16 protein-coding genes are annotated in these 13,284 nt (G+C 63.2%); 5 read left to right on the forward strand and 11 right to left on the reverse strand.

Going from position 1 to position 13,284, the window contains the following annotated elements:
• Nucleotides 1–140: 140 nt before the first annotated feature.
• Nucleotides 141–953, forward strand: coding sequence for a phytanoyl-CoA dioxygenase family protein (locus ATY76_RS27960; protein ID WP_088677901.1), 813 nt, complete (start codon nucleotides 141–143; stop codon nucleotides 951–953).
• A 39-nt stretch (nucleotides 954–992) separates the two neighbouring features.
• Here the strand turns inward: ATY76_RS27960 and ATY76_RS27965 are convergent, their stop codons facing one another.
• Nucleotides 993–1,937 (reverse strand): GlxA family transcriptional regulator, encoded by a 945-nt coding sequence (locus ATY76_RS27965; RefSeq protein ID WP_088677902.1) that lies wholly within the window; start codon nucleotides 1,935–1,937, stop codon nucleotides 993–995.
• 115 nt (nucleotides 1,938–2,052) lie between these two features.
• On the opposite strand from ATY76_RS27965, the gene ATY76_RS27970 reads away from it, so the two are divergent.
• Nucleotides 2,053–2,850 (forward strand): SDR family oxidoreductase, encoded by a 798-nt coding sequence (locus ATY76_RS27970; RefSeq protein WP_088677903.1) that lies wholly within the window; start codon nucleotides 2,053–2,055, stop codon nucleotides 2,848–2,850.
• 9 nt (nucleotides 2,851–2,859) lie between these two features.
• On the opposite strand, the gene ATY76_RS27975 is transcribed toward ATY76_RS27970, so the two are convergent.
• The 8 genes from ATY76_RS27975 to ATY76_RS28010 form a co-directional block, all read right to left on the reverse strand.
• Nucleotides 2,860–3,834 carry a threonine/serine dehydratase gene (locus ATY76_RS27975; protein ID WP_088678051.1) on the reverse strand — a complete coding sequence of 325 codons (975 nt, stop codon included), beginning with the start codon at nucleotides 3,832–3,834 and terminating at the stop codon, nucleotides 2,860–2,862.
• A 110-nt stretch (nucleotides 3,835–3,944) separates the two neighbouring features.
• Nucleotides 3,945–5,681, reverse strand: a complete 1,737-nt coding sequence (gene ggt, locus ATY76_RS27980) for a gamma-glutamyltransferase (protein ID WP_088677904.1) — start codon at nucleotides 5,679–5,681, stop codon at nucleotides 3,945–3,947.
• A 123-nt stretch (nucleotides 5,682–5,804) separates the two neighbouring features.
• Nucleotides 5,805–6,860 (reverse strand): alpha/beta hydrolase, encoded by a 1,056-nt coding sequence (locus ATY76_RS27985; protein ID WP_088677905.1) that lies wholly within the window; start codon nucleotides 6,858–6,860, stop codon nucleotides 5,805–5,807.
• A gap of 22 nt (nucleotides 6,861–6,882) precedes the next feature.
• Nucleotides 6,883–7,497, reverse strand: coding sequence for a tetratricopeptide repeat protein (locus ATY76_RS27990; protein ID WP_088677906.1), 615 nt, complete (start codon nucleotides 7,495–7,497; stop codon nucleotides 6,883–6,885).
• A 110-nt stretch (nucleotides 7,498–7,607) separates the two neighbouring features.
• On the reverse strand, nucleotides 7,608–7,733 hold the full coding sequence (ykgO, locus tag ATY76_RS27995) for a type B 50S ribosomal protein L36 (protein WP_003582204.1): 126 nt from the start codon (nucleotides 7,731–7,733) through the stop codon (nucleotides 7,608–7,610).
• 141 nt (nucleotides 7,734–7,874) lie between these two features.
• Nucleotides 7,875–8,951 carry a 5-(carboxyamino)imidazole ribonucleotide synthase gene (locus tag ATY76_RS28000; RefSeq protein ID WP_088677907.1) on the reverse strand — a complete coding sequence of 359 codons (1,077 nt, stop codon included), beginning with the start codon at nucleotides 8,949–8,951 and terminating at the stop codon, nucleotides 7,875–7,877.
• On the reverse strand, nucleotides 8,948–9,442 hold the full coding sequence (gene purE, locus ATY76_RS28005) for a 5-(carboxyamino)imidazole ribonucleotide mutase (RefSeq protein WP_088677908.1): 495 nt from the start codon (nucleotides 9,440–9,442) through the stop codon (nucleotides 8,948–8,950). Before purE ends, ATY76_RS28000 begins: the two co-directional genes overlap by 4 nt.
• A 17-nt stretch (nucleotides 9,443–9,459) precedes the next feature.
• Nucleotides 9,460–9,663: a DUF465 domain-containing protein gene (locus tag ATY76_RS28010; protein ID WP_088678052.1), complete on the reverse strand. Its 204-nt coding sequence runs from the start codon at nucleotides 9,661–9,663 to the stop codon at nucleotides 9,460–9,462.
• Between the two features lie 227 nt (nucleotides 9,664–9,890).
• Between ATY76_RS28010 and ATY76_RS28015 the strand changes: the two genes are divergently transcribed.
• Nucleotides 9,891–10,064, forward strand: coding sequence for a DUF465 domain-containing protein (locus tag ATY76_RS28015; protein ID WP_088677909.1), 174 nt, complete (start codon nucleotides 9,891–9,893; stop codon nucleotides 10,062–10,064).
• Between the two features lie 208 nt (nucleotides 10,065–10,272).
• Here the strand turns inward: ATY76_RS28015 and ATY76_RS28020 are convergent, their stop codons facing one another.
• Together ATY76_RS28020 and ATY76_RS28025 are read right to left on the reverse strand one after the other, a co-directional pair.
• Complete coding sequence (locus ATY76_RS28020) at nucleotides 10,273–10,533, reverse strand: metalloregulator ArsR/SmtB family transcription factor (protein ID WP_088677910.1); 261 nt, start codon at nucleotides 10,531–10,533, stop codon at nucleotides 10,273–10,275.
• Between the two features lie 70 nt (nucleotides 10,534–10,603).
• Nucleotides 10,604–11,368, reverse strand: coding sequence for a sulfite exporter TauE/SafE family protein (locus ATY76_RS28025; protein WP_088677911.1), 765 nt, complete (start codon nucleotides 11,366–11,368; stop codon nucleotides 10,604–10,606).
• Nucleotides 11,369–11,475: 107 nt separating this feature from the next.
• On the opposite strand from ATY76_RS28025, the gene ATY76_RS28030 reads away from it, so the two are divergent.
• Nucleotides 11,476–12,129 carry a thiamine phosphate synthase gene (locus ATY76_RS28030; RefSeq protein WP_088677912.1) on the forward strand — a complete coding sequence of 218 codons (654 nt, stop codon included), beginning with the start codon at nucleotides 11,476–11,478 and terminating at the stop codon, nucleotides 12,127–12,129.
• Between the two features lie 10 nt (nucleotides 12,130–12,139).
• On the forward strand, nucleotides 12,140–13,222 hold the full coding sequence (locus ATY76_RS28035; protein WP_088677913.1) for a tetratricopeptide repeat protein: 1,083 nt from the start codon (nucleotides 12,140–12,142) through the stop codon (nucleotides 13,220–13,222).
• The last annotated feature ends 62 nt before the right edge of the window (nucleotides 13,223–13,284 follow it).

Here is a 13,284-nt window from a genome sequence, read left to right on the forward strand (position 1 = left end):
TGACGGCGCTGCCGCCGGGGCCGCCTTTGGGCAATGGAAGACGCGACCGCAGACCGGCCTTCGGCCGGCGTCTGGTCGTGGAGCGAAACAACCCTTCATCCGACAATCGCTCGGAAAGGGTTTCACGACAGAGAGATTTCATGACTGACGAACATTATCCGCCGGCGCTGACCGCAGCCGAGATCGAGGGATTCATCCGCGACGGGTTCTTCCGGATCGATCGGGCCTTTCCGCGTGAACTGGCTGAAGAAGCATGCGCCATCATGTGGCGCGATCTGCCATGTGATCCCGGCGACCCGACGACATGGACGCGGCCGGTCATCCGGCTTCCGGGCTATGGCGGAGGGCCGTTCGCGGCAGCCGCCAATACGCCGGTCCTGCATACGGCCTTCGACCAGCTCGTCGGCATCGGGCGCTGGCTGCCGCGTGACGGGCTCGGGAGCTTTCCGGTGCGGTTTCCGCATCCCGACGATCCTGGAGATGCCGGCTGGCATGTCGATCTGAGCTTTCCCGGCGATGATTGCGACCCGAACGAACAGCGGGATTTTTCGGCCTGGCGGGTGAACATCACCTCGCGCGGGCGGGCGCTGCTGATGCTGTTCCTGTTTTCCGATGTCGGCGAGGACGACGCGCCGACACGCATCCGGGTGGGTTCGCACATGGACATGGCGCGCTATCTCGCGCCGGCGGGCGAAGCCGGCCGGTCGCATATGCATCTCGAAACCATGGGCGCCGAGCGCCCTCTTGCCTTGGCGACAGGGGAGGCAGGCACCGTCTATCTCTGCCATCCCTTTCTCGTGCATGCGGCGCAGAGACATCTCGGAATGACGCCGCGTTTCATGGCGCAGCCGCCGCTCGGGCTTGCGCAGCCCTACAGGCTGGAAAGGGAGGACGGGAACTATTCGCCTGTCGAAGCGGCGATCCGGCGCGCGCTTCATGACCCTTCCTGCTGAGGGTTGATCATGGCATCCGGCTTGAAAGGGCCGGATGCCTCAAGTCTGAAATTGCTGCTGGGCATTGCGGCGGATCGCCTGGGGCGGCTGGCCGAAGGCGCGCAGAAAGGCGCGCCGCATGCGCTCGCGATCGGCAAAGCCGGTCTCGTCGGCGACCACGTCGATCGGATGACGGCTTTGCTCCATCATCAGGCGCGCTGCTTCCAGCCTGAGATTTTCGACGGCTTTCGCCGGCGACTGACCGGTTTCGGCGCGAAAGGCGCGGCTGAACTGGCGGGGGCTGAGATGAGCGGCTTCCGCCAGCTCTTCGACCGAAAGCTGGGATTTCAGATTGCTTCGCGCGAAATCCAAGGCCCGCTGGATTCGGTCGGATTTCGGCTCCAGCTCGAGCAAAGCGGAGAATTGCGATTGGCCGCCGGCGCGGCGGTGATAGACGACGAGCATACGAGCGACTGCGCGGGCGACCTCGATGCCGTGGTCCTTTTCGACCATGGCCAGCGCCAGATCGATGCCGGCGGTCATTCCGGCGGATGTCCAGACCGAGCCGTCGATGATGAAGATGCGGTCCTCTTCCAGCCTGATTTTGGGATAACGCGCCTTCATCTCGCGAGCGAGGCACCAGTGCGTCGTTGCGCGGCGGCCGTCGAGAATACCGGCTTCGGCAAGGAAGATGGCGCCGGTGCAGATCGAGGCGACGCGGCGGGAGGCGCCGAGGGCTGAGCGAACGAACGCGCTTTCGCCCGGTTTCGGCAAGACGAATGAAGGTGCGCCCGCGACGATCAGCGTATCGAACGTCGGATCGCCGAAAGGCTCGGTCTCGATCGTCATGCCGAGCGAGGTGGGAAGCGGGCCGCCGGCTTCGGAGATGTAGCTGATGTCATAGGCCTTCCGAGCGAGTTCGAGATTGGTGAACTCGAAGACCGAGACGGCGGCCAGGCTCATGATCTGGAAGCCGGGATAGAGCAGGAACGCGATGTGCTGCATGGCTCAACTCCAGTGTCCTAAAAGGTGGTATATATGACATTCAGGACGCATGCAATCCGGCGTATGTTTCTCTTCAAGCGCAGGGCAGGGGCCGGCGCAACGAAGGAGACAGAGCATGGCACAGGAACATAAGGGCACGGCGCTGATCACCGGCGCATCTTCGGGCATCGGCGCAATTTACGCCCACAGGCTGGCGCAACAGGGCTATGACCTGATCATCGTTGCCCGCAACGAGGAGCGGCTGAAGGCGCTGGCAAACCGGCTGACCCCGGAGACCGGAAGGACGGTCGAGACTGTCGTCGCCGATCTCGGAAGCAAGGCGGGCCTTTCCTGGGTCGAGAGCGTGCTTAAGGAAGACCGGAGTATTACCCTTCTCGTCAACAATGCCGGCTTTGGCGGAACCGCGCCGCTTCTGGCCGCCGATGTCGACAAAATGCAGGAGATGATCGAACTCAACGTCACGGCGCTGGTGCGGCTGACCTATGCCGCCGTTCCCGGTTTCGTCGGGCGGGGCGGCGGGACGATCATCAACATCGCTTCCATCGTCGCCATTGCGCCGGAGCTTTTGAACGGCGTCTATGGCGGCACGAAGGCTTTCGTGCTCGCCTTCAGCCAGTCGCTGAAACACGAGTTGGCGGAGAAAAACATCCGCATCCAGGCGGTCTTGCCCGGCGCCACGGCGACCGAATTCTGGGGCATTGCCGGCACGCCCGTCGAACATCTGCCGAACGAGATCGTGATGTCGGCGGAAGATATGGTCGATGCCTCGCTCGCAGGTTTCGACCAAGGTGAATTCGCGACGATCCCGGCGCTCGAAGATCCAGGCCTGCTGGCTGCCTACGAGCAGGCGCGCCAGGCACTGATGCCGAACCTATCCCGCAGCGTACCGGCGCCCCGTTACAAGGCGGCGTGACCGGCGATTTCAGCCGAAGCGTTCGAGCGCCACGGCGAAGATGTGGGCATCGACATTGCCACCGGAGGTGACGGCGACGATGTTGTCGCCGTCGAGCGCATCGCCGTGGAACAGAGCCGCGGCGAGCGCGACCGCGCCGCCCGGCTCGACGACGATCTTCAGCCTGACGAAAGCGAGCGCCATGGCGCGCAGCACCTCTTCCTCAGTGACGACGATGCCGGCACCGGCGAGGCGCTTCAGGATCGGGAAGGTGATGTTGCCGGGCTGCGGCGTGATGATCGCATCGCAGATCGAGCCCGACATCGAAGCGTTGCGTTCGATCCGGCCGGAGGCGAGCGAGCGGGCGGTGTCGTCGAAATCCTGCGGCTCGCAGGGACGCACACGAAAGCCGGGGGCGCTGGCTTCCAGGGCAAGCGCGATGCCCGAAGTCAAACCGCCGCCGCCGCAGGGAACGAGGACTTCGGCCTCCCTTATGCCTTCTTCCTCGGCCTGTTCGGAGATTTCGAGACCGGTCGTGCCCTGTCCGGCGATCACCAGCGGTTCGTCGAAAGGCCTGATCAGCGTCAGGCCGCGCTCGGCCGAGAGCCTGGCGCCGATCTCGTCGCGATCCTCATTGGCGCGGTCGTAAAGCACCACGTCTGCACCGAAGGCGCGGGTATTGGCGATCTTCAGCTTCGGCGCATCGCTCGGCATGATGATGACGGAGGGCACGCCATGCAGCTTGGCGGCCAGCGCCACGCCCTGGGCATGATTGCCGGAGGAGAAGGCGATGACGCCGCGCGCTCGCACGGCGGGATCGAGGCCGGAGACGGCAGACCAGCCGCCGCGGAACTTGAACGAACCGGAATGCTGCAGACATTCCGCCTTCACTAGGAGGCGCCGGCCGGCGATCTCGTTCAGGAAGGGAGAAGAGAGGAGCGGCGTACGGCGTGCATGGCCGCGCAGGCGGGCGCGGGCGGCGACAATCATTTCAATGCTGGCCATTCGGGAATCGTCCTGCTTGCGGCGTTCGATCATGCATAGGGCCGGGCAAGCGGTTTGTGAACGGCGACTTTGTCACCGTGACACGAATGGGCACTGCGCTTTATCGATCTTCAATAGCCGTTCGCCGAACCTTCCACCGCGCGGGCGTCCATAGCGCCATTGTAGCGCGCGCCGCCACCCTTTTCGATGGCGGCGAGACTCTTGCCGCCGACGAGAATGCCGGCGGCCTGGCCCCAGACCGGCCCGTTATTGCCGCCTTCGAAGCTGTAGCCCATGGCTGCGAGCGTCTTTTCCGTATCCGGCGACAGCGCATAGGGCTCGAGATAGATCTTGTCGGGCTGCCATTGGTGGTGGAAACGCGGGGCATTGACCGCCTGGCTGATATCCATGCCGAAATCGACGACATTGAGAATCGCTTCCAGCGTGATGGTGATGATGCGCGAACCGCCGGGGCTACCGATCACCATGAAGGGCTTGCCGTCGCGGGTGACGATCGTCGGGCTCATCGAGGAGAGCGGCGTCTTCTTCGGCGCGATCGTGTTCGCCTCGCCCTGCACGAGGCCGTAGAGATTGGGCACGCCGGGCTTAGAGGTGAAATCGTCCATCTCGTTGTTGAGCAGCACACCGGTGCCGGGCGCCACGACGGCGGCGCCGAAGGAGCCGTTCAGCGTGTAGGTGACGGCGACCGCGTTGCCCTCGTCGTCGATGATCGAATAATGCGTCGTCTCGGTGCTTTCCTTGCCGCCGAGCGGCTTCAGGTTTGCCGAGGCGCCGGCCTTGTAGGGATCGATCTTCGCGGCGATTTCCTTGGCATAGCTCTTGTCGAGCAGCTTATCGACCGGGTTTTCGACGAAGTCGGGATCGCCGAGCGCGGCATTGCGGTCGACATAGGCATAGCGCATCGCTTCGACCATGATGTGGACCGTTTCGGCCGAGTTATAGCCGAGATAGGAGAGCGGGTATCCCTCGAGAACGTTGAGGATCTCGCAGATGATGACACCGCCGGAAGAAGGCGGCGGGGAAGAGATAATGTCGTAGCCGCGGTAATTGCACTCGATCGGCTTCAATTCGCGCACGGCATATTGCTCGAAATCCTGCTTGGCGAGGATGCCGCCCTTCTCCTGGCTCGCCTTGACGATCGCCTCGGCGGGCGCTGCCTTGTAGAAGGCGTCGGGGCCTTTTTCGGAAATGGCCGCGAGAACGGCGGCGAGATCCGGCTGTTGCAGTTTTTCGCCCGATGCGTAGGGCTTGCCGTCCGGTTTCAGGAAAATCTTCGCCGCCGTTTCATCCTTGGCAAGGCGCTTGGCGCTTGCGGCGAGAATGGCGGCGTCGCCCTGTTCCAGCGTGAAGCCCTCCCTGGCGAAACGGAGCGCCGGTGCGATCAGGTCCTGACGCGGCCGGGTGCCGTATTTCTCGCGTGCGGTCTCCAGGCCCATAACCGAGCCGGGGACGCCGACGGCGAGATAACCGTCGAGGCTGGCGCGCGGCACGATATCGCCCTTCTCATCGAGATACATGGTCTTCGTCGCGGCAAGCGGCGCGCGTTCACGGAAATCCAGGAAGGTCTTCGTGCCGTCCTTCAGCCGGATGGTCATGAAGCCGCCGCCGCCGAGATTGCCGGCCGAGGGATAAACGACGGCCAGCGCATAACCGACGGCGACCGCCGCATCGACGGCGTTTCCGCCGCTTTTCAGCACCTCGACGCCGACATCCGTCGCCAGATGCTGGGCCGTGACCACCATGCCATGCTCGGCTTCCACAGGCGCCGGCGACGCGGCGAAAGCCGTGGCCAGGCTCAGCGACAATGCAGTGATGACGGAGATCGTCCCGATATGCAGGCGGCCCATGATTTCCCCTCCTATGGACAATGACGGAAAAACATATGGGGCTGCCGCGGCGCGCGGCAATGCGGGCGATGACCTTTATGCGAGAAGGTCGGCAAATTTACCTGGAATGGCGGAGGCGCGGCGTCAGGCGTCGCTCAGAGCGCCCGGCATCAGCGACGGCACCGGTCCGGGCGTCTGTTCGCGTGACGCGGCGGCAAGCCTTTCCTCGGCCTTTCGGGCGGCCGCCTGCAGGTCGCGCGGCTCGCCGGCGATCTTTTCCATGGCGGCGATGGCGACATCGGTGGCGAGGTAATCCGGCTTGTGGCCGACGCCGCGGACGATGACGAGTTCGGAGCCCGCGATATCGCGGGCAAGACCGCGCGAATGGAGATGCTCCCAGACGATCTCATCCTTGTCGCCCGTTATGATGACGGTCGGCGCGGCGATGCGTGAATAGAGCGGCGACTGCTCCTTGACGTAGGCGAGCAGCCTTTTGAAATCGGTGGCATTGTGGTGGAAAGTGCGCGGCCGCAGAACCAGCGAGGGGCCGGTTTTATCGATGTAATCGGCCGGGCGCACATTAGGGCGGAAGACATTCAACGTGCCGCGCTCCAGCCGGCTCAGCCCAAGCGGCACGACGATCGCATGATTGAAGAGCCAGCCGACGACCGGCGCCGCCGCAACGTGATAATACCAGTCGATGCCGCCCGGCCAGGGATGGGTGGCGGGCGCCAGAAAGAGCAGCCCGGCCGTCTTATCCGGATGGCGCACGCCGAAGGCGGCGGCAATCGCGCCGCCGAAGGAATGGCCGACGATGATCGCCTTCTCGATGCCGCGCTTCTCCATCAGCCGGGCGATCGCATCGGCCTGGCCGGAGGGGATGGCATTTTCCGGGCCGCCACGTTCGGAATAACCGTGGCCGGGACGATCGACGAAAAGCATTTCCGCCCGGCCTTCGAGCGCTGCGCGAAAGGCAACCATCTGATCGAGCAGATTGCCGCTTGCCCCGTGAACGAAGACGAGCGCGGGCAGATCCGCATGTTCGGGACGCGGGACGTGCACCGCATTCATGCGGTAGCCGCCGATATCCGTCAGTTCGCCGATATTGGGATAGGCCTGTTCGAATTGCCGCGCCTTATAGGAGGAATAACCGATGGCGGCGGCGAGAGGGGCAAGAAGAGCGGAAACTTCTGCAAACATGATCTTAACGGGTGATCTGGAATCAGGTGCGGTTGCCGGCAAGCTTTTCCGACAGCGTGTTGACCTGTTCCTGCGCCGTGCGATCGGCGGGATAGACATTGAGGAACTGCTGCCAGGCCTTCAGCGCCAGCTGGTCGTTGCCCGCGTTGCTGAGGATCGCGGCGAGGCCGGAGAGGGCTCCGAAATGGCGGGGCTCGAGATCCAGCACCCGCTCGATGTCGGACATCGACTTGCGGTAATTGCCCATGACGAAATTCAGCGTGGCGCGGCGATTCCAGCTCTCGGCATAATCGGGCTTCAGCGCAATCGCCTCGTCGAGGAAGTCGAGGGCGGCCGGATTTCGCTTTTCCTCGATCGCCTTGTCGGCCCATTGCATCAACAGATTGATGGTGGCGCTGCCGGAATCGTTCCATTCCAGACGGATTTCGTTGGCGATGCCGCTGGCCTTTTCAGGGTCGCGCTCGCGTTTCAGCTGGCTGAAAAGCTGGTCGAGGCGCTGTTTCGGCGTGCTGTTGACATTCGTCTGCTCGACGATGACCTCCTTTTCCGCGGCTGCGGCCGGAACGGCTGAGGTAAGCAGAATGAAGGCGAGCGGCAGCGCCGCTGATGTCAAAGCAAAAAAGCGCATGGCGGACATATTAGCCCGCCAACGCCGAAGATCAAACAAATTTGACGTGATCACCGTAGCGATCCACCGGATGGAATTGCAGGCGCGATTGCGCAGCAAGGCGATCCGGACGCGCGAAATCAGCCCTGGCGAGCCTTGTAACGCGGGTTCAGCTTGTTGATGATGTAAATGCGGCCCTTGCGGCGAACGAGACGGTTGTCACGGTGACGCGCCTTGAGCGACTTGAGCGAATTCTTGATCTTCATTTTTGTGATCCGCGATGTTGATCTTTAACAATGAAAAGCGCGCCGTCAGGGCGCGCTCTTTAGGTGGGGGAGCAGATACCCCGTCACCTCCACCATGTCAACCGCGTGACGGTGTTTTTCCCGGGGTTCGCAGGCGTTTTCTCAGCCGGAAACCGGCGATTTCCGCTGCAATGTCGTGACGTGGCCCATCTTGCGGCCGGCGCGCCACTCCGCCTTGCCGTAGAGATGAACCAGCGTGTCGGGGCGCCGCAGCCAGTCGGGAACGGCAAGGATATCGTCGCCGATCAGGTTCTGCAGGACGCAGTCGGAATGGCGGTCGGCATTGCCGAGCGGCAGGCCGGCGACGGCGCGGATATGCTGCTCGAACTGGCTGACGACGCAGGCGGCCTCCGTCCAGTGGCCGGAATTGTGCACGCGCGGGGCCATCTCGTTGGCGATCAGGGTGCCGTCGGCGAGCACGAAGAATTCGATGCCGATGACGCCGACATAGTTCAATGCGGCCAGGACCTTTTCCGCCGCCTGGCGGGCGGCGTCCGCCGTCGATGGAGAGATCGCGGCCGGAACCGTCGACGTATGGAGGATGCCGTTGCGATGCACGTTCTCGGCAGGATCGAAGCAGGCGACGGTTCCATCCGCAGCGCGCGCGGCGATGATCGAGACCTCGCGCTCGAAGGCGACGAAGCTTTCGAGGATGAGAGGGACGGCGCCGAGTGCGGCATAGGCGTCGTCGGGATTGTCGGCCGCCGAACGGAAAACCTTCTGGCCCTTGCCGTCATAACCGAGGCGGCAGGTCTTCAGCACGCCCTGGCCACCGAAATCCTTCAGTGCGGCTTCGAGATCGGCCTGGCTGTCGACCGCATGGAAGCGGGCGGTCGATATCCCGCAGCCGTTGAGGAAGCGTTTTTCGACGAGGCGGTCCTGGGCCGCTTCCAGCGCCTTTGCGGGCGGATAGACGGGAATGCTGGCCGAGAGCGCCTCGGCAGCCGCGACGGGCACGTTCTCGAATTCGTAGGTGACGACATCGCAGGCGGCCGCGAGTTCGGCGAGCGCCGCCGGATCGTCATAGGCGGCGACGATCTGCCGGTTGGCGAGTTGGGCGGCGGGGCAGTCACCCTGCGGCTCGAGGATGATCGTGCGGAAATTCAGCCTGGCGGCGGCGATAGCCAGCATGCGGCCGAGCTGGCCGCCGCCGATGATGCCGATAGTGCTTACAGTCATTGGTCGTCCATCGGGTATTCGGCGACCGCCGCGCTCTGGCGTTCGCGCCATTCGTCGAGCCGCTCGGCGATTTCCTCGTCGGAGAGAGCCAGCACGGCAGCGGCGAGAAGAGCGGCGTTCACCGCGCCCGCCCTGCCGATGGCGAGCGTTCCCACGGGAATGCCGGCCGGCATCTGTACGATGGAAAGAAGGCTGTCCTGCCCGGACATGGTTTTCGACTGGACCGGCACGCCGAAGACCGGCAGCGGCGTCATCGACGCGGCCATGCCCGGCAAATGGGCTGCGCCGCCGGCGCCGGCGATGATGACCTTGAAGCCTTCCGCACGCGCGCCCTTGGCGAAATTGAACAGCCGGTCGGGCGTGCGGTGCGCCGAGATGATGCGCGCATCATAAGGGATCTCAAGCGCCTCCAGTGTGTCGGCGGCGTTTTTCATGGTCTCCCAATCGGACTGGCTGCCCATGATAATGGCGACGGGCGGTCTGTCTGTCATCGTTGCAGCTATTCCTCTCAAGCGATGATGTCAGGGATGATCTGATCTTCGAGCTTGGTCAGCTTGTCCTTTATGACGAGCTTCTTCTTTTTCATGCGCTGGATTCGCAGAGCATCGCATCCGGTCTCTATCATGGCGTTGATCGCGGCGTCGAAATCCTCGTGCTCCTGACGCAGACGCGCCACCATGAGCCTGATATCCGCCTGTTCCTGATCGGCCATATGCATTCCCCGTTATCGCGCTCGGATCTTGTCCGATCTGCCGATGATTTCCGCAAGCTCCTATCACCAAATACGGGTAACGGCTAGTTAGTGTTGATCATGAATTTGCCATCTCTTCTTCATCTTTTGGCCTTCGACAAGCCTTCAAAAATATGTCACAGTCCGCGCGTTGACACCTTGATCCCCGACGACGATGGTCGGGGAGGGTAAGAGGAAGGAAGGGTCAAATGACAGTTGAAGCTCATCTTGAATCACTCCAGAAAAAGCATGTAGCTCTCGAGGAGGAGTTGCACGCACTCAGAACATCTCCCTCGATTTCCGATACTGAAATTGCCGAATGCAAGCGCCGTAAGCTGCGCATCAAGGACGAGATTCAGCGTCTCAAGTCATCCGTCCATTAATCTTCCCAAGGGTCGCCGGGCGATCATCTTGCGTTAGAAGAGGTAAAATCCATCCATTCCGCCTAAAATTTTGCAAGACCCGGTGATTAGACACCAGAATTGCGCCAGCCCGATGCATGCGGCATTGCGGCTGGCGCTTTTGCGAGGGCGATACGCCTCAAACTGGTTCATGTGATTCGCATAATGCCCGCAGGTTGCGGGGTGCGTATCAGGCCCAGAACTGATCCAGCCATAAATTGAGCTTGTCGAAGCCGCGATTGTTGACCGTGTAGATGCGCTTCGTGCCTTCCGCCGTCACCGAGACGAGGTTGCTGTCGAGCAGCGCCTTCAGGTGCTGCGACACGGCCGGGCGGCTGATCGGCAGGCCTTCGGCGAGCTCATTGACGGTCCGCGGCGCACGACGAAGTTCCTCCAGCAGAAACCGCCGGTTCGGATCGGCAATCGCAGAGAAAGGGTCTGTGTTCGACATGCCGGGAAAGCTACGTCAAACCAGCCGTTCCGGCAAGGAAATTGTGCATTGCAGCGTGCTGCCGCGGCCCTTACCAGCCAAGGCCTTCGCGCACGATCAGGAAGGCGGCGATCAGGGCCATCGCATACATGAAGGGATAAAAAATCTCCGGCCTCATGCGCCGCACGCACCAGGCGCCGGCAAGAGTGGCGAGCGGGGCGAAGGGAAGAAGCGTCGCCGAGGTCGCCAGATTCTGCGTGTCGAGCTGGCCGAGCGCGAAATAGGGGATGAGCTTGATGGCGTTGAGGATCGCGAAGAAGCGCACGCTGGTGCCGGTATATTCGCGCGGCTGCAGCTTGAGCGGCAGGGCATAGATCTGGAAGGGCGCGCCGCCGGCATGGGCGACGAAGCTGCCGTAACCCGAGAACGCACCCCAGAAGCCGGCCGCGACCGGCCGCTGGCCGCGCGGCGGGATCACCTTGCCGGCGCCGGGGCCGAAATTATTCCAGAAATAGCGCAGGCAGAAGAGGATGGTCACCGCGCCGATGACGATGCGCAGAATATTGCCCGGAACGAGCGCCGATGTCGCCCAGCCGAGGCCGATGCCGAAGATGGCCCCGGGCAGCATGATCTTCAGCGTCGCCCAGTCGCCGTGCTTGCGCCAGACGACGAGTGAAATCATGTCCATGAAGACCAGGATCGGCAGCAGGATCGCCGCCGCCTCGACCGGCGAGACGACCAAGGCGAGAAAGGGCAGGCCGATCAGCGACAAAGCGTCGCCCATGCCGCCTTTTGCAAGGCCCACGAGCAGAACGGCGGGCACGGCGGCGTAGTAGAATGACAGATCCTGCGGCATGCTTTCGGCGTCCTCCTCTTGCAAGCCTCCTCTAACGGAACTACTCACACAAAACGAGTGCGGTTCCGCCATTTCGGAAGGGAATCCGCAGGAAACGGAAAGACCTCATGACCGAACCGGAAAACCGCTGCCGTCTTGTGCTCATTGTGCCCGACATTGCCGATGCCGATGAGCAGGCAAAGATCGTCGCCGACGCGCTGAAGGGCGGCGACGTCGCCTCGGTGATCGTGCCGCAATATGGACTGGACGACGGCACCTTCCAAAAACATGCCGAGAAGCTGGTGCCCGTCATTCAGGATGCCGGCGCCGCGGCGCTGATCGCCGGCGACAGCCGCGTGGCGGGGCGGGCAAAGGCGGACGGCCTGCACCTTTCCGCCAATGCGGAGGCGCTTTCGGAAGCGATCGACAAGCACGCGCCGAAGCTGATCGTCGGCGGCGGCAATGCGAGCGACCGGCATACGGCGCTCGAAATCGGCGAGGTCAGGCCGGACTATATCTTCTTCGGCAAGCTCGACGGCGATATCAAGCCGGAGGCGCATCCGAAGAATCTCGCGCTCGGCGAATGGTGGGCATCGATGATCGAGATTCCCTGTATCGTCATGGGCGGCACCGATCCCGCCTCGGCGCTCGCGGTCGCGGAGACCGGCGCGGAGTTCGTGGCGCTACGGCTGGCGGTCTTTGCCGAAGCCGGGCGGGCGCCGTCGATCATTGCCGAGATCAACGCTCTTCTTGACGAAAAAGCGCCACGGTTTGAGGATTGAAATCGCGCTCATGCCGATCCCGCCCGCCCGCCTTTTGAAATATTTCCTTGCCAGCATGGCCGCTCTCGCTGCGGCCGGGCCGGATATTGCCCTGGCGCAGGCGCCCGACAGCGTCATCAGCCAGCCGGGCACGGCGCCGGCTTCGACCTTCCGGACCGATCGGCTCAACGGCGAAAATGTAAAACCTTCCGACGGCGTCGGCGTGTTCGACCGCATGGGCGCGAAGCTGCCCGACCTGCCGCCGGAGAAGGACTACAAGGGGCCGATCGACGAGGCTTACGGCGCCTATCAGCGTGGTTACTACCTGACGGCGATGGACAAGGCGCTGCCGCGCGCCCAGCTCGGCGATCCGGCAGCGCAGACGCTGATCGGCGAAATCCTGTCGCAGGGACTGGGCGTCAAGAAGGACGTGAAGAACGCCGCCTTCTGGTACGGCAAGGCGGCCGAAGGCGGCGATGCGGCGGCCATGTTCAAATACGCGCTGATGCTGATGGAAGGCCAGGGCGTACACCGCGACAAGGCCAAAGCCGACGAGTACATGCATAAGGCCGCCGAGGCCGGCAATCCGTCGGCGGAATTCAACTGGGCGCAGATTGTCGTCGCCGACAATCCCGGCGAGAAAGGGCTGAGGCTTGCGCTGCCCTTCTACGAGAAGTCGGCCGAGCAGGGCATTGCCGATTCGCAATATGCGGTGGCGCAGATCTATGCGACGCTGAAGGACCTGCCGGAGGAAAAGAAGCGGCTGGCCCGCGAGTGGATGGTGCGCGCAGCGCGCGCCGGCTTCGACACGGCCCAGCTCGATCTCGGCATCTGGCTCGTCAACGGCGTCGGCGGTCCGAAGGACTACGTCAAAGGCTTCGAATGGCTGAAGCTCGCGGCCAATGGCGGCAACGTCGTCGCGCAGAACAAGCTCGCCCATCTCTATATCAACGCCATCGGCACGCCGCCCAATCCGATCGAGGCGGCGAAATGGTACGTGCTGTCGCGCCGCGCCGGGCTCGCCGATCCTTCGCTCGAGGATTTCTATCTCGGCATCGAGGACAGTCAGCAGAAAGCGGCGATCGATGCGGCCAACAAGTTCCGGCGGCGATAGCGGCTGAATTATGCGTTAGGCCGGGAGATCGGGCTTAACGGCGTCCCGCTCCCGGAGATAGC

This window comes from Rhizobium sp. R339 (genome assembly GCF_002211395.1).
Lineage (GTDB): Bacteria > Pseudomonadota > Alphaproteobacteria > Rhizobiales > Rhizobiaceae > Rhizobium.